This is a genomic window from Lentzea sp. NPDC051213, assembly GCF_044455585.1.
Lineage (GTDB): Bacteria > Actinomycetota > Actinomycetes > Mycobacteriales > Pseudonocardiaceae > Lentzea.
On record NZ_JBITEX010000003.1, the window covers coordinates 919,457 to 934,279 of the forward strand.

The window sequence follows — 14,823 nt, forward strand, 5'->3', positions numbered from 1 at the left end:
GGAGGTACGACGCCGTGTCGCTGCGCAAGGTCCTCATCGCGAACCGCGGTGAGATCGCCGTCCGGGTCATCCGCGCCTGCCGTGACGCCGGTCTGACGAGCGTCGCCGTCTACGCCGACCCCGACCGCGACGCGCCGTTCGTCCGGCTCGCCGACGAGGCCTTCGCGCTCGGCGGCAACACGCCCGGCGAGAGCTACCTGTCGTTCGAGAAGGTGCTGGCCGCCGCCGCGCAGTCCGGCGCGGACTCGGTGCACCCCGGCTACGGCTTCCTGTCCGAGAACGCCGACTTCGCCCAGGCCGTGATCGACGCCGGGCTGATCTGGATCGGCCCGACCCCGCAGGCGATCCGCGACCTCGGTGACAAGGTGACCGCGCGGCACATCGCGATGCGCGCCGGCGCGCCGCTGGTGCCCGGCACCAAGGACCCGGTCGCCGGTCCCGACGAGATCGTGGCGTTCGCCGAGGAGCACGGTCTGCCCGTCGCGATCAAGGCCGCGTTCGGTGGCGGTGGCCGCGGCCTGAAGGTCGCGCGGACGCTGGAAGAGATTCCGGAGCTCTTCGACTCAGCGGTGCGCGAGGCCGTCTCGGCGTTCGGCCGCGGCGAGTGCTTCGTCGAGCGCTACCTGGACAAGCCGCGGCACGTCGAGGCGCAGGTGCTCGCGGACACGCACGGCAACGTGATCGTGGTCGGCACCCGCGACTGCTCGTTGCAGCGCCGCCACCAGAAGCTGGTCGAGGAGGCGCCCGCGCCGTTCCTCACCGACGAGCAGCGCGCGTCGATCCACTCCTCGGCCAAGGCGATCTGCAAGGAGGCCGGCTACCACGGCGCGGGCACCGTCGAGTACCTCGTCGCGCTGGACGGCACGATCTCGTTCCTGGAGGTCAACACCCGCCTGCAGGTCGAGCACCCGGTCTCCGAGGAGACCACCGGCGTCGACCTGGTGCGCGAGCAGTTCCGCATCGCCGCCGGCGAGAAGCTGCGCCACCTCGAAGACCCGACGCCGCGCGCGCACTCGATCGAGTTCCGCATCAACGGCGAGGACGCCGGCCGCGGCTTCCTGCCGGCACCGGGCACGGTGACCACGTTCGTCGCACCGTCCGGCCCCGGCGTGCGCGTCGACGCCGGTGTCGAGAGCGGCTCCGTGATCGGCGGGCAGTTCGACTCGTTGCTGGCCAAGCTGATCGTGACCGGCGAGAACCGCGACGAGGCGCTGGCCCGTGCGCGCCGCGCGCTGGACGAGATGGTCGTGGACGGCATGGCGACCGTGCTGCCGTTCCACCGGGTGATCGTGCGGGACGCGGCGTTCACCGCCGAGAAGCCCGAGGGCTTCACCGTGCACACGCGGTGGATCGAGACCGAGTTCGACAACCAGATCCCGCCGTTCGCCGGTGGCGCCTCGGAGGCAGACGAGGAGACGCCGCGCCAGACCGTCGTGGTCGAGGTCGGCGGCCGCCGCCTCGAGGTGTCGCTGCCAGGCGACCTCGCCGTGGGTGGCGGGCGTCCCGCGGCTGCCGCCAAGAAGCCCAAGTCGAAGCGCGCGGGTGGCAGTGCCGCCGCTGTTTCGGGTGACGCGGTGGCGGCGCCGATGCAGGGCACGATCGTGAAGGTGGCCGTCGAGGACGGCCAGACCGTCGAGGCCGGCGACCTGATCGTGGTGCTCGAGGCGATGAAGATGGAGAACCCGGTGACCGCGCACAAGGCGGGCACCGTGACGGGTCTGGCCGCCGCCGCGGGCGACCCCATCACCCAGGGCACTGTGATCTGCGAGCTGAAGGACTGACCCCGCGGGTCGCTCACCTACGATTGGTGGTGTGAGCGACCCGCGGGAAATCCGCATCGGCGATGCCGAGCGCAACCAGGCGTTGCAGGTGCTCGGCGAGCACATGTCGGCGGGCCGCATCGACGTGACCGAGTACGGCGACCGGTCCGCGAAGATCGCCACGGCGAAAACGCGGGGCGAGGTGCTCGCGCTGTTCACCGACCTGCCGGACCCGCGGCCTCAGTTCGTGCAGCACACGCCGATGGTTCAACCGGTGGGGCGGGCTCCCGCGCGCAAGTGGGAGGGCATGGTCATCCCGGCCGTCGGCGTGATCGTCATCATCGTGTTCTTCGTGGCGCTGCGGAATCCGTTGATCTTCCTGGCCATCCCCGCTGTGGCGCTGCTGTGGGGTCAGTGGAACGGACGCCGGCGCTGAAACCGTTGCTGTTGCTAGATCTCGACGGAGTGCTGCGCGCGTTCCCGCCCGTGCCACCGGAGATCGCCGAGGTCGCCTTCGAGCCGTCCCTGCTGCGCCGTGCCGTCACCGGCGAGATCACCGACGAGCAGTGGCGGCACGAGGTGGGCGGCTGGTCCGCGTCGCCCGGCGAGGTGATCACCGAGGCGCTGGCGCTGGTGCGGACCGCCCGCCGGCAGTGCTTCGTGGCGCTGGTGTCCAACGCGACCACCCGGCTGGAGGCGGACCTGGCCGTGCTCGGCCTGGACGCGGAGTTCGACGCGATCTTCAACTCGGCCCGGCTCGGCGTCGCGAAACCGGACCCCGAGATCTTCCGCCGGGTGCTCGACGAGCTCGGCCACTCGACGGCGGTCTTCTGCGACGACACCGAGGAGAACGTCACCGCTGCCCGCGCAGCCGGTCTGGACGGCGTGCACGTCCCGGACACCGCGGCGTTGCGGACGGCGCTGGCGGTGCGTGGACTGATCCCGCCGACCGTGCTGCTGATCCTCCCGGACCGCGACGAGGCCGAGGAACTGGCGACCGAGCTGCTGGCAGACGGCTGGGGACCGTGCGCGGTCCACCGCGACATGCTGGCCGGCGAAGACGACGCCGAGGACGTGGACTGGGTGATCGAGCTGACCACCGCGCCGGACGGCGCCCCGGCGTCCGCGCGGCGGGACGAGCTCGACGCGCTGGCCGAACGTCACGACGGGTTCACCGCGGAGCATTAGCCTCAGGCCCGTGGAGCCAGTCGAGATCAACGCGGGTGAGTACTACCTGCGCGCTTTCCGGCACGATGACCGAATCGACGACGTCCCGGCGCTCGTGGCCGCGTTCACCGACGAGGAGAACAGGCGCTACCTGCCGAGGACGGACATCGGCGGCGCGGCGGCCGCGGAGATCTTCGTCAACTACCTGGCCGACGGCTGGAAGTACGAGAGCCGACTGTCGTGGGCGGTGTGCGACGCGACGACTGCCGAGTTGCTCGCTGGTGTGGTCATCCGCGATCTCGACCTGAGGTTCGGGCTCGGCGAGGTGATGTGCTGGTCCCAGCCCGACCACCGCGGCCGGGGAGTGCTGTCCACCGCGCTCAACTCGGCGCTGGGCTTCGCGTTCGGCGGGATGGGCCTGCACCGCGTCACCTACCGGCACGCGGTGTCGAACAAGGCGTCACAGCGGGTCGCGGAGAAGTGCGGGTTCACCCTGGAGGGTCGTCTTCGCGAGGAGATGATCGTCGATGATCAGCGCGAAGACATGCTGCTGTGGTCCCGGCTGGCCTCGGACCCCTCGCCTGACCAGCTACGGTGACCGGCCATGCGGATCCTGGCGCTCCTCACCGTCGCGGTGGCGCTGGCCGGATGCACGGCCGCGCCTGAGCAGAGTCCCGTGAACAGCCCGGCGCCGCCCCCGACGACCTCGGTCACTCGGCTCGACTTCCCGCCGCGGCCGCGGGCCGTGCCGCTCGACGGGGTGGAGCCGTGCGAGCTCCTGTCCCCCGACCAGCTGCTGGCGTTGAGCCTCGACAACCCGCCGAGCGCGTACGTCGAGCCGAGCTTCGGCAACGCGAAGGCGTGCACGATCCGGAGCACGACCAGCGGCAACGTCGCGCGGATCGCGCTCGTGCTGGCCTCGGGCGCCGACGTGTGGCTCTCCGACAACGCCCAGGTGGAGTACACGGTGGGCTCGATCGAGGGTTTTGCGGCGATTACCGTCCGCACACCCGACGTGGACAACATCTGCAACGTGGAGATCGATGTCGCCGAGGGGCAGTTCCTCGACGTCATGTTCCGCGATGGCGGGAATTCCACTGCGGTGCAACAAGATCATCTTTGTCTCGGGGCCCAGCGGGTGGCCGAGGCGGCGATGGCCGGTTTGCTCCAGAAGCGCTGACCCACACGGGCGGATGTCACTGATCCCACTCCCCAGCGTTACTTTCGGTGGCTAGAGTGTCGACGCGCTTGTACGCACAACCGCCGGAGGTCTCACGATGCCGCCAGGGGGACGTAGCGGGGCTGACTCCTCGCCGCCCGTCCAGCATCAGCTGAACGTGGAACCAGAAGCGATTCCGGCGTTGCGCAACACCTTCTCCGCGGCGCTGACGAAGCTGGACAAGCAGATCGAGCTCGCGATCACCGAGTTCCGGGTGCGGCCGTGGGCCGGCGACCCGGTCAGCCAGGAAGCCGCCGAGAAGTTCAACGACCGGTCCGTGGCCGACGGCGACTCCGCACTGCAGGCGCTGCAGAACTACCAGCGCCAGCTCAAGACGGCGATGGACAACCTCAACCAGATCGAACGTCAGTACGACGTGGTCGAGGGCGACAACACCGGCATGATGAACAAGAGCGGGTGCTGAGATGGCCGAACACCGCTGGCAGGGCTACAGCCACAAGGAGCTGTACGAACGCATCCACGCAGGTCCCGGCCCCTCCGCGTCGTTCGCGTCGATGGAGCGCTGGGCGGGCGTGTCGGCCGCGCTGACCGAGATCAACGACGACCTGCACAGCGGCATCACGCTGTCGGGCGCGAAGTGGCAGGGCAAGGCCGCCGAGACGGCGCAGGCCGGCCTGAACCCGATCGCCGCCTGGGCTGACGGGGCCCGCACCGGCGCGGACGTGATGCGGTACTCGGCCGAGCTCCAGGCAGGCCACATCTCGAAGGCGCGCTCGGACATGCCGGCCCCGGTCAACGTGACCGCGGAGCAGCCGGGTGCCCTGATGACGGGCCTCACCCACCTCTTCGGCGGCCAGACCGACCACGAGAAGCAGGAGGCGGCCCAGGACGCCGCCGAGCGCCGCGCCCGTGAGGTCATGTCCACCTACGCGTCGTCCACGACCGCGAACACCTCGACGCTGGGCCAGTTCAGCCAGCCCCCGCAGCTGCAGATCAACTCCACGATCTCGCAGAGCGGCGGCGCCGGTGTCGGCACGGCCGGTGCCTGGGTCGTCGGACCGCGCGGCTCCTCCGGTGGCGTCGTGAGCGGCCGCACCGGTTCGGGTTCCCGCACGTCCTCCGCACCTCCGCCGCGTGGCGCCACGCCGCCCGGCCCCTCGACCCGCACCTCGGGCACGACGGCCACGCCGGCCGCCGCGGCCGCGAAGGGCACCGGCACCTCGGTGTCGTCGGCCGGCACCTCCGGCGCGTCCGGCACGGGCACCGCCGGTGTCGCCGTGCCTGGTCAGCGCTCCGGCCGCGGCTCCGGCTCGTCGGAACCCAAGCAGATGGAGCAGGGCGCGACCGCCGCGTCGTCGGCCGGGCTCGCGCAGATGATGGGCGCCGGCGGTGCCGCCGGTGTCGCGGGCCAGACGGGTTCCGCACTGGGCCCAACGGGCACGGTCGGCGCGTCGTCGAACAACAACGACCAGCTGCACCGCCGAGCCGTGCCGATGCCGCCGTCGTTCGACCCGTTCGGCGGCATGGGCCCGCGCAAGGGCGAGGAAGAGGAGGACACGCTGCACAAGGCAGCCGACTACCTCCGTGAACGAGACGACATCTACGGGGTCGGCAGCTACACGCTGCCGGTCATCGGGGAGAGCACGACAGACTGATGACTCTGTTCGGCTTGGACGTCGGGGCGAGCGACACGCGCGACCCGGTGATCATCTCCACGCTGGAGTTCGACATCCTCTGGGACCACCTGGGCCTGGAGACGATGCCGCTCGTCCTGAAGGTCCCCTCACCGGGCAAGACCCGCGATGAGCGCCGTGCGCTGGAAGATCAGGTCTGGCGTCAGCTGGGCGCTCGCGGTCTCGGCGGTCCGCGCTCGCTGGACCCGACCCTGGAAGACCTGCTGCACGTCCTGAACCGCCCGCAGCAGGAGATCGACGCCCGCATCTGGGTGGACCGCAGCGTCCGCGTCCTGGCCGCCGGCAAGGGCCAGGCAGGCGTGCTGGCCGTCCTGGACTCGGGCCAGCTGATCCTGCGTCCCGCCGAAGCCGACGGTCTGCCGCGCGAGGCCCTCACGGCGCTGCCCACGGCCGCCGCCGGGGAGGGTCACTCCATCACCCTGCCCTCGTCCGACCTGGACGCAGCGGCCTCCTCAGCGGCTTCTCCCGAGGACCTGGAGGCCTCGCTGAGGCGCAGCGGCCTGCGCGGGGACGACGCCCACACGCTGGCCGAGATGGTCCGCGACGCCACCCACCGCGGCCAGTTCGGCGCCGCCGCCCGCGACAAGTGGGGCAAGCGGGTCCGGCCGGACCGCGTGGTGGCCTTCTACGACACGCCCAAGGGGCGCTACCTGCAGATGCGGCGGTCGACGCCGGGGCAGCCGCCCTGGTCGACGATCACGCCGGTGGACTACCGGCGGCTGCACCACCACCTGGTGGAACTGCTGGCGGAGGCAGCCGGTTCCTAGCGCCCGTCAGGGGCCGATCCCCTGGCAGGGCCGGGTCCGCAGGTCGTTCACGTAGTCGTCGGGCGCTCCGGCGGCTTCGGCCGCATCGGCCACGACCCCGATGTACCGGGCCGACGGCAAGCCACCCTCGTAGGCGTCCAGCACGTACAACCAAGCCACCACAGACCCCTCGAGGGTCTGCACGCGCAACCGGATCTTCTTGTAGAGGCCGAGCGCGCCCTCCCAGCGGTCCAGGCGCGATTCATCGCGCGGCGAGACGTCGTAGAGCACGCAGAACGTCTGCTGGTCAGGCTCCTCGACGATGGTCGCGAGAGCCCCCTCCCAGCCGAGGTCCTCGCCACCGAACGTCATGCGCCAACCCACGAGCCAGCCGGTCCCCGCGAGCGGGGAGTACGGGGCTCGCTCCATCATCTGGTTCGGATCCATGTTCGACCCGTACGCGGCATAGAGCGGCACGTCCGACAGCGTAGCGACCCAACGATCAGCTTTCGGTACTGACGACACGCGCGATTCGGTCAACGCGTACGGTTGTGCCGGCCAGCAAGCGCGCAGAAGGGGAATGATCGTGACCCGCATCGTCATCATGGGCGGCGGACCCGCAGGTTACGAGGCAGCCCTGGTCGCAGCCCAGCACGGCGCCGACGTGACCGTGGTGGAGAACGACGGAGCCGGTGGCGCGTGCGTGCTGTACGACTGCGTGCCGTCGAAGACCTTCATCGCCTCCGCGGGCGCTCGTAGTGCCTTCCGCAATGCCGGTGAGCTGGGCATTCAGACCAACAACGGCCACGCCGCGGTGGATCTGCCGGTGGTCCACGGACGTGTGAAGGGCCTTGCCCTGGCGCAGTCCGCGGACGTCCGGGCGCGCCTGCAGCGCGAGGGCGTGCGGCTGATCAACGGCCGCGCGAAGTTCGCGGACGACTCGAAGGGTCTCGCGCAGCACCGGGTCATCGCCACGAGCGCGGACGGCGGCGAAGAGGTCCTCACCGCCGATGTGGTGCTCATCGCAACGGGCGCCACGCCGCGGGTGCTCCAGGGCGCGGAGCCGGACGGCAAGCGCGTCCTCAACTGGCGCCAGATCTACGACCTGCCCGAACTGCCGGAGCACCTCGCGGTGATCGGCTCCGGTGTGACGGGTGTCGAGTTCGCCTCCGCCTACACCGAGATGGGCGTGAAGGTGACCATGGTCTCCAGCCGGGACCGGGTGCTCCCCCACGAGGACGCCGACGCGGCCGCGGTGCTGGAGGACGTGTTCGCCGAGCGCGGCACGGCCGTGGTCAAGCACGCCCGCGCGGAGAAGGTCGAGAACACCGGCGACGGCGTGCTCATCCACCTGGAAGACGGTCGCACGATCGAGGCGTCGCACGCCCTGATGACCGTCGGTTCCGTCCCGAACACCGAGAACATCGGCCTGGACAAGATCGGCATCGAACTCGGTCGCGGCGGGTACATCCCGGTCGACCGGGTCAGCCGGACCAACGTCAGCGGCGTCTACGCGGCCGGCGACTGCACCGGCATCCTGCTGCTCGCGTCAGTGGCCGCCATGCAGGGCCGCATCGCGATGTGGCACGCGCTGGGCGAGGGCGTCAGCCCGATCAAGCTCAAGACCGTGGCCGCGAACGTCTTCACCAACCCCGAGATCGCCAGCGTCGGCATCAGCCAGCAGGCGATCGACTCGGGCGAGGTCCCGGCCCGCACGATCATGCTGCCGCTCGCCACGAACCCCCGCGCCAAGATGGAGGGTCTGCGCCGTGGCTTCGTGAAGCTGTTCTGCCGCCCGGCAACTGGTGTCGTCATCGGCGGTGTGGTCGTCGCGCCGAACGCGAGCGAGCTCATCCTGCCGATCGCGCTGGCCGTGCAGAACCAGCTGACCGTCGAGCACCTCGCCACGACCTTCTCGGTCTACCCGTCGCTGTCGGGCTCGATCACCGAGTCCGGTCGCCAGCTGATGCGTCACGACGACCTGGACTGACCAGGGCAACCCCTCCCCGGGTTCGCGCGTGCTCTAGGCACACCGACCCTGGGGAGGAAGTCGTGGGAAGAAGTGTCGCAACACTGCTGAGCGCGCTGAGTCTGCTCGCAGTCGTCCCGGCCGCCGCGCAGGCGCAAGCCGAGATCTACCTTCAAGTGTGGCCGCCGAGTCCGCAGATCAACACCGAGGTCGGGGTGTCGCTGGTCGGCTGCCGGACGCCGACCGTCGCCACGTCCCCCGGCTTCGTGAGCCCCGTGCAGATGGAGCCCGTCGAGTACGGAATCGAGGGCGTCGTCCGGGTGGTCGACAAGGCCGGTGGCTACACCGCGACAGCGGAGTGCGCCGGCAAGTCCTATTCGGTCCAGTTCGTCGTGCAGGAACCGGGCCTGACCGGCTGGAGCCTCAACGCGCTCGTCGAGCCGGGCGGACAGATGCACACCAAGGTCTTCCGGTTCGCCTGCGACCCCGAGGGGCCCATCACCTCACCCGGTTTCGCCGAACCGCTCCGTCCCCTCGTCACCGATCCGCGCTGGTACGAGGGCACCACCACGGCGATCACGACGCCGGGCACCTACACCGCGACTCTGCGCTGCTCGGGCAAACCAGACCCCTTCACCACGCTGTTCACGATCAAGGGGACTCCGCCCACCAGCACGAGCACGCCGCCGCCGACCAAGACCACTCCGCCGGCCGCCAAGCCGAAGCCCAAGGCGCCCATCGTGAAGCCGAAGGGTGCCGCGCAGACCGGCGGTGGCGGTACCGCGTGAAGACGCTCGCAACGGCTCTGGTGACGCTGGCGCTGCTGACCGGTTGCGCCTCGTCACCCGACGTCGTCCTGCCCACCGCTCCGGCCCCGCCGACCTCGACCGCAACGTCCACTTCGGACACCAGCGCCGCCGGGGGCCTGCCACCGTCGGAACCGACCGAGGTCCGCATCCCGAAGATCGGCGCGAAGTCCTCGCTGATCCCGCTCGGCCTCAACCCGGACGAGACGGTCGAGGTGCCGCCGGTCGAGCAGCCGATGCAGGCCGGTTGGTACAAGCTCGCCCGCACGCCAGGCGAGGCCGGTCCCGCCGTCCTGCTGGGCCACGTCGACGGCAACAAGCAGCCGGGCATCTTCTCCCGGCTGCACGAGCTCGCCGAGGGCGACGAGGTCGAGGTGTCCAGAAAGGACGGAACCACAGCGAGGTTCCGCGTGCACAAGAAGGAGCAGATCGCCAAGGACCGGTTCCCCACCGAGGCCGTCTACGGCGACACCGCCGCGGCGGAGCTGAGGCTGATCACCTGCGGCGGCAGCTTCGACGCGGCCGCCCGCAGCTACCGGGACAACATCATCATCTACGCGACGCTGATCTGAGTGGCCCAGAACACAGCACAGAACACCTGTCAAAAACTCGGGGAAAACCGTCTTGATTGGATGAGCAACTAACCCACCGGATGTGCGTCAATGACTCCGTGGGGACTCGTGTCTTGATCGCGGTGCTGAGTGTGGCGCTGGCCACCGCCTGCTCCCAGGCGCCGGCATCGAAGCCATCGGCGGCGACGAGCGACAGCGCTCCGCCGCCGGTGGTGTCACCGTTGGGCAAGTCGGATCCCATGGAGCTGCGGATCGAGCGCATCGGCGTGCGGTCGTCGCTGATCGCGCTCGGGCTCGGATCGCAGGGCGTCGTCGAGACGCCGCCGGCCAACGAGGGCATGCAGGCCGGTTGGTACCAAACGCATCCGAAGCAGTGGATCATCGTCGGCCGGATCGAGAGCAACAAGGCCAGAGGGGTGTTCTACCGGCTGAACGACCTGCAGCAGGGCGACACCCTCGAAGTGTCCAAGAAGGACGGCTCGGTCGCGCTGTTCACGGTGTCGCGCACCGAGAGGATCATCCGGGACGACTTCTTCGCCGAGGCCGTGGCGAGGGACGAGGCCGAGGAGGGGCTGCGGCTGATCACGTGCGGCACCCGCGACAACGTGATCGTGCACGCCGCTGCCTCGTCCTGATTCGGCGAAGCCCAGGACGAGGCAGCGGCCAAAGCTCAGTCCTCGACCCAGTCGAAGGTCTTCGTGACGGCCTTCTTCCAGTTCGCGTACTCGGACGTGCGGCGGGCGTCGTCCATCTGCGGCTCCCACTGCTTGTCCATCGCCCAGTTCTCGCGGATGTCGTCCTCGGTCTTCCAGAACCCGACCGCGAGCCCGGCCGCGTAGGCCGCACCCAGCGCGGTCGTCTCCGCGACCACCGGCCGGATCACCGGCACGCCGAGGATGTCCGCCTGGAACTGCATCAGCAACTCGTTCACGACCATGCCGCCGTCGACCTTCAGCGCTGTCAGGTCGACGCCCGAGTCGGCGTTCATCGCGTCGAGCACCTCACGCGTCTGGAACGCGGTTGCCTCCAGCACGGCCCGCGCGAGGTGGCCCTTGTTGACGAACCGGGTGAGGCCGACGATCGCGCCGCGGGCGTCGGAACGCCAGTACGGCGCGAAGAGACCGGAGAACGCGGGCACGAAGTACGCGCCGCCGTTGTCCTCCACACCCCGCGCGTGCTCCTCGATCTCGGCCGCGGTGCCGATCATGCCGAGGTTGTCGCGCAGCCACTGCACCAGCGAACCGGTGACCGCGATCGAGCCCTCCAGCGCGTAGACCGGGGCGGCGTCGCCGATCTTGTAGCAGACCGTCGTCAGCAGGCCGTTCTCGCTCATCACCTTCTCGGTGCCGGTGTTGAGCAGCATGAAGTTGCCGGTGCCGTAAGTGTTCTTGGCTTCACCGGGCGAGAGGCAGGCCTGGCCGAACGTGGCCGCCTGCTGGTCGCCGAGGATGCCGGAGATCGGCACACCGGCCAGCGCACCGCGCTCGCGCACCTGGCCGTAGACCTCGGACGACGAACGGATCTCCGGCAGCATCGACAGCGGGATGCCCATGTCCGCCGCGATGGACTCGTCCCACTGCAGTGTGTCGAGATCCATCAGCATGGTGCGCGACGCGTTCGTCGGGTCGGTGACGTGCACACCGCCGTCGGCGCCGCCGGTCATGTTCCACAGCACCCACGTGTCCATGTTGCCGAACAACAGGTCGCCGGCTTCGGCACGTTCGCGGGCGCCCTCGACGTTGTCGAGGATCCAGCGGATCTTGGGTCCGGAGAAGTAGGTCGCCAGCGGCAGGCCGACCTTGGCGCGGTAGCGCTCCTGCCCACCGCCCAGCGCGCCGAGCTCCTGCACGATCTTGTCGGTGCGGGTGTCCTGCCACACGATGGCGTTGTAGACCGGCGCGCCGGTGTTCTTGTCCCACACCACCGCGGTCTCGCGCTGGTTGGTGATGCCGACGGCGGCGATGTCGGAGGTGGTCAGGTCGGCCTTCGCGAGCGAGCCCGCGGTGACCTGGCGGGTGTTCTGCCAGACCTCCATCGGGTCGTGCTCGACCCACCCGGCCTTGGGGAAGATCTGCTCGTGTTCCTTCTGGTCGACCGACACCACCCGACCCGAGTGGTCGAAGATCATGCAACGGGTCGACGTGGTGCCCTGGTCGATCGCGGCCACGTACTGGGACATGCGGATGAGTCCTTTCAGACCGGGAGAACCAGGAAGAGCAACGCGGCGAGCGCGGCACCCACGAGCGGGCCGGCTACGGGCACCCAGGAGTAGCCCCAGTTGGCGTTGCCCTTGTTGCGGATGGGCATGAGGAACGCGTAGGCGATGCGCGGACCGAGGTCACGCGCCGGGTTGATGGCGTAGCCCGTGGGGCCACCGAGCGAGGTACCGATCACCAGCACCACGAACGCGACGCCGGCGTAGCCCAGCGCCGAGTTGCCGAACTGCGGCACGCCACCGTCACCGGCCTTTGCGGCAGGCGACAGCAGGATCCACGCGACGAGCACGAACGTGCCGATGATCTCGGACACGAGGTTCCACACCTTGTTCGGAATGGTCGGTCCGGTGGAGAAGATGCCGAGGGTGTTCTGCGGCTCGTCGTGGGCGTCGAACTGCATCTTGTAGGTCGCCCAGCAGAGCATCGCGCCGATGATCGCCCCGACCATCTGGCCGAGGACGTAGAACGGCACGTCGCCCCACGGCGTCTTGTCGGCGATCGCGAGACCGAACGTGACCGCCGGGTTGAGGTGTGCCTGGCTCGGGTTCGCGATGCTCGCACCGGTGAAGACCGCGAACGCCCAGCCGACGTTGACGAACAGGAAACCCGTGCTGTTGCCGAGCGTGTTCTTGAGCACCTGGTTGGCGACCACACCGGTGCCCAGGAGGATGAGGACCGCCGTCCCCAGCATCTCCCACACGAAGATCGAGCCTGCGCTCATTCGCCGACCTCCCAAGTTTCCGGCACAGGAGGGAGCGCAAACCCGGAGGCCAGGCCGCGCCGCCCGCCCACAACGCTCGGACGCTATTCCTACTACTGATCACTTGTCCATGCCGGTTAGACCGCATCAGGCCGTTTAGGGGCCGTTCGTATCTAGCAGCGCATCCATGGGCGAAGGGCGGTGGCTGAAGGTAGCGTGAGCCGGAGTCGTCACAGGGAGGCGTCTGTCGTGGCAACGCGCAAGAACGCAGCTGCTCCACCGCAAACCCATCTCGCACCACCGATCACCGGCAGGCTCGGCCCGGCCGAACGCGAGGAGTCCTGGCACCGCCTGGGATCCGAGACGTTCGACGTCGTCGTGATCGGCGGCGGTGTGGTCGGTGTCGGCGCGGCTCTGGACGCGGCCACGAGAGGTCTGCGCGTAGCCCTCGTCGAGGCCCGTGACCTGGCGTCGGGCACGTCGAGCAGATCCTCGAAGCTCTTCCACGGCGGCCTGCGCTACCTGGAACAGCTGGAGTTCGGCCTCGTCCGCGAGGCACTGCGCGAACGCGAGCTGTTGCTCAACCGCATCGCACCGCACCTGGTGAAGCCGGTGAGCTTCCTCTACCCGCTGACCAACCGCATCTGGGAGCGCCCGTACACGGCGGCCGGGCTGTTCCTGTACGACACGATGGGCGGCGCCCGGTCCGTGCCGGGGCAGAAACATCTCACCCGTGCGGGCGCCCTCCGTCTGGTGCCGGCTTTGAAGCGCGATGCGTTGATCGGCGGCATCCGTTACTACGACGCCCAGGCCGACGACGCACGGCACACGATGATGGTCGGCCGCACCGCCGCCCACTACGGCGCCGTCGTGCGCACCTCGACCCAGGTGGTCGGGTTCCTGCGCGAGGCGGACCGGGTGTCCGGCGTGCGGGTGCGCGACGTCGAGGACGGCCGCGAGGTCGACGTGCGGGCGCATGCCGTGATCAACGCGACCGGCGTGTGGACGGACGAGCTGCAGCGGCTTTCTGGCTCGCGCGGCCGGTTCCGGGTGCGCGCGTCGAAGGGCGTGCACATCGTCGTTCCGCGGGACCGGATCGTGGCCGAGTCCGGCATGATCCTGCGCACCGAGAAGTCCGTGCTGTTCGTGATCCCGTGGCGCAACCACTGGATCGTCGGCACCACGGACACCGACTGGAACCTCGACCTGGCGCACCCGGCGGCGACCAAGCACGACATCGACTACATCCTCGAGCACGTCAACTCGGTGCTCGCGACGCCGTTGACTCACGACGACATCGAGGGCGTCTACGCGGGTCTGCGGCCGTTGCTGGCTGGCGAATCCGATTCGACGTCAAAGCTTTCGCGCGAGCACGCGGTGGCGCGGGTCTCGCCGGGTCTGGTGGCGATCGCGGGCGGCAAGTACACGACGTACCGGGTCATGGGTGCGGACGCCGTCGACGCGGCGCAGGTGGACATGCCGGGCCGGATCCAGCCGTCCATCACGGACAAGGTGCCGCTGGTCGGTGCCGACGGGTACCACGCGCTGGTGAACCAGGCCGATCAGCTGGCGGCCAAGCACGGCCTGCACCCGTACCGCGTCCGGCATCTGCTGGACCGCTACGGCTCGCTGGTGCACGAGGTGCTGTCGCTGGCGACCGACAACCCCGAGCTGCTCAAGCCGATCCCGGCCTCCCCCGACTACCTGCAGGTCGAGGCGCTGTACGCGGTCTCGCACGAGGGTGCGATGCACCTGGAGGACGTGCTGACGCGGCGCACCCGCATCTCCATCGAGTACGCCCACCGCGGCGTCGACTCGGCGGAGGCGGTGGCGCGGCTGATCGCGCCGGTGCTCGGCTGGGACGAGGACGCGATCAAGCGCGAGATCGAGGTCTACAACGCACGCGTCGAGGCCGAGCGCGCGTCCCAGACCCAGCCGGACGACCAGGCGGCCGACGCCGTCCGCGCCTCTGCCCCGGAAGCGCGTCCTCAATTGACCGAACCGGTGAGCTGA

16 protein-coding genes are annotated in these 14,823 nt (G+C 69.7%); 13 read left to right on the top strand and 3 right to left on the bottom strand.

Going from position 1 to position 14,823, the window contains the following annotated elements:
* The first annotated feature begins 14 nt into the window (after positions 1-14).
* From ACIA8G_RS17380 to ACIA8G_RS17415, 8 genes are all read left to right on the top strand, one after another.
* Positions 15-1,781, top strand: coding sequence for an acetyl/propionyl/methylcrotonyl-CoA carboxylase subunit alpha (locus tag ACIA8G_RS17380; RefSeq protein WP_396419486.1), 1,767 nt, complete (start codon positions 15-17; stop codon positions 1,779-1,781).
* Positions 1,782-1,812: 31 nt separating this feature from the next.
* Positions 1,813-2,196, top strand: coding sequence for a DUF1707 domain-containing protein (locus tag ACIA8G_RS17385; RefSeq protein ID WP_396419487.1), 384 nt, complete (start codon positions 1,813-1,815; stop codon positions 2,194-2,196).
* Positions 2,175-2,948 (top strand): HAD-IA family hydrolase, encoded by a 774-nt coding sequence (locus ACIA8G_RS17390; protein ID WP_396419488.1) that lies wholly within the window; start codon positions 2,175-2,177, stop codon positions 2,946-2,948. The genes ACIA8G_RS17385 and ACIA8G_RS17390 overlap by 22 nt, the downstream gene beginning before the upstream one ends.
* 10 nt (positions 2,949-2,958) lie before the next feature.
* Positions 2,959-3,525, top strand: a complete 567-nt coding sequence (locus tag ACIA8G_RS17395; RefSeq protein WP_396419489.1) for a GNAT family N-acetyltransferase — start codon at positions 2,959-2,961, stop codon at positions 3,523-3,525.
* A 6-nt stretch (positions 3,526-3,531) separates the two neighbouring features.
* Positions 3,532-4,107, top strand: a complete 576-nt coding sequence (locus tag ACIA8G_RS17400) for a DUF3558 domain-containing protein (protein WP_396419490.1) — start codon at positions 3,532-3,534, stop codon at positions 4,105-4,107.
* Positions 4,108-4,264: 157 nt separating this feature from the next.
* Positions 4,265-4,570, top strand: a complete 306-nt coding sequence (locus ACIA8G_RS17405; RefSeq protein ID WP_396419491.1) for a transcriptional regulator — start codon at positions 4,265-4,267, stop codon at positions 4,568-4,570.
* A gap of 1 nt (position 4,571) precedes the next feature.
* Positions 4,572-5,762: a PPE domain-containing protein gene (locus ACIA8G_RS17410; RefSeq protein ID WP_396419492.1), complete on the top strand. Its 1,191-nt coding sequence runs from the start codon at positions 4,572-4,574 to the stop codon at positions 5,760-5,762.
* Positions 5,762-6,568, top strand: coding sequence for an ESX secretion-associated protein EspG (locus ACIA8G_RS17415; protein ID WP_396419493.1), 807 nt, complete (start codon positions 5,762-5,764; stop codon positions 6,566-6,568). The genes ACIA8G_RS17410 and ACIA8G_RS17415 overlap by 1 nt, the downstream gene beginning before the upstream one ends.
* Positions 6,569-6,574: 6 nt before the next feature.
* Here the strand turns inward: ACIA8G_RS17415 and ACIA8G_RS17420 are convergent, their stop codons facing one another.
* Positions 6,575-7,024, bottom strand: a complete 450-nt coding sequence (locus tag ACIA8G_RS17420; protein WP_396419494.1) for a gamma-glutamylcyclotransferase family protein — start codon at positions 7,022-7,024, stop codon at positions 6,575-6,577.
* A 109-nt stretch (positions 7,025-7,133) separates the two neighbouring features.
* Here ACIA8G_RS17420 and ACIA8G_RS17425 point away from each other — a divergent pair, with 109 nt between their 5' ends.
* From ACIA8G_RS17425 to ACIA8G_RS17440, 4 genes are all read left to right on the top strand, one after another.
* Positions 7,134-8,537 (top strand): NAD(P)H-quinone dehydrogenase, encoded by a 1,404-nt coding sequence (locus ACIA8G_RS17425; protein WP_396419495.1) that lies wholly within the window; start codon positions 7,134-7,136, stop codon positions 8,535-8,537.
* 62 nt (positions 8,538-8,599) lie between these two features.
* Positions 8,600-9,304 carry a hypothetical protein gene (locus ACIA8G_RS17430; protein WP_396419496.1) on the top strand — a complete coding sequence of 235 codons (705 nt, stop codon included), beginning with the start codon at positions 8,600-8,602 and terminating at the stop codon, positions 9,302-9,304.
* A complete protein-coding gene (locus ACIA8G_RS17435) occupies positions 9,301-9,894 on the top strand; it encodes a class F sortase (protein ID WP_396419497.1) in 594 nt (197 codons plus the stop codon). Before ACIA8G_RS17430 ends, ACIA8G_RS17435 begins: the two co-directional genes overlap by 4 nt.
* Positions 9,895-9,992: 98 nt before the next feature.
* A complete protein-coding gene (locus ACIA8G_RS17440; RefSeq protein ID WP_396419498.1) occupies positions 9,993-10,529 on the top strand; it encodes a sortase domain-bontaining protein in 537 nt (178 codons plus the stop codon).
* A 35-nt stretch (positions 10,530-10,564) separates the two neighbouring features.
* Here ACIA8G_RS17440 and glpK read toward each other — a convergent pair whose 3' ends face one another.
* On the bottom strand, positions 10,565-12,073 hold the full coding sequence (gene glpK / locus ACIA8G_RS17445) for a glycerol kinase GlpK (RefSeq protein ID WP_396419499.1): 1,509 nt from the start codon (positions 12,071-12,073) through the stop codon (positions 10,565-10,567).
* A 14-nt stretch (positions 12,074-12,087) separates the two neighbouring features.
* A complete protein-coding gene (locus ACIA8G_RS17450) occupies positions 12,088-12,831 on the bottom strand; it encodes an MIP/aquaporin family protein (protein ID WP_396419500.1) in 744 nt (247 codons plus the stop codon).
* Between the two features lie 282 nt (positions 12,832-13,113).
* Between ACIA8G_RS17450 and ACIA8G_RS17455 the strand changes: the two genes are divergently transcribed.
* Complete coding sequence (locus ACIA8G_RS17455) at positions 13,114-14,823, top strand: glycerol-3-phosphate dehydrogenase/oxidase (RefSeq protein ID WP_396419682.1); 1,710 nt, start codon at positions 13,114-13,116, stop codon at positions 14,821-14,823.

Excerpts from the sequence above, each read along its gene's own strand:
- ACIA8G_RS17400 (WP_396419490.1), top strand. The coding sequence starts at position 3,532 with ATGCGGATCCTGGCGCTCCTCACCGTCGCGGTGGCGCTGGCCGGATGC.
- ACIA8G_RS17410 (WP_396419492.1), top strand. The coding sequence starts at position 4,572 with ATGGCCGAACACCGCTGGCAGGGCTACAGCCACAAGGAGCTGTACGAA.
- ACIA8G_RS17415 (WP_396419493.1), top strand. The coding sequence starts at position 5,762 with ATGACTCTGTTCGGCTTGGACGTCGGGGCGAGCGACACGCGCGACCCG.
- glpK (WP_396419499.1), bottom strand. The coding sequence starts at position 12,073 with ATGTCCCAGTACGTGGCCGCGATCGACCAGGGCACCACGTCGACCCGT.
- ACIA8G_RS17450 (WP_396419500.1), bottom strand. The coding sequence starts at position 12,831 with ATGAGCGCAGGCTCGATCTTCGTGTGGGAGATGCTGGGGACGGCGGTC.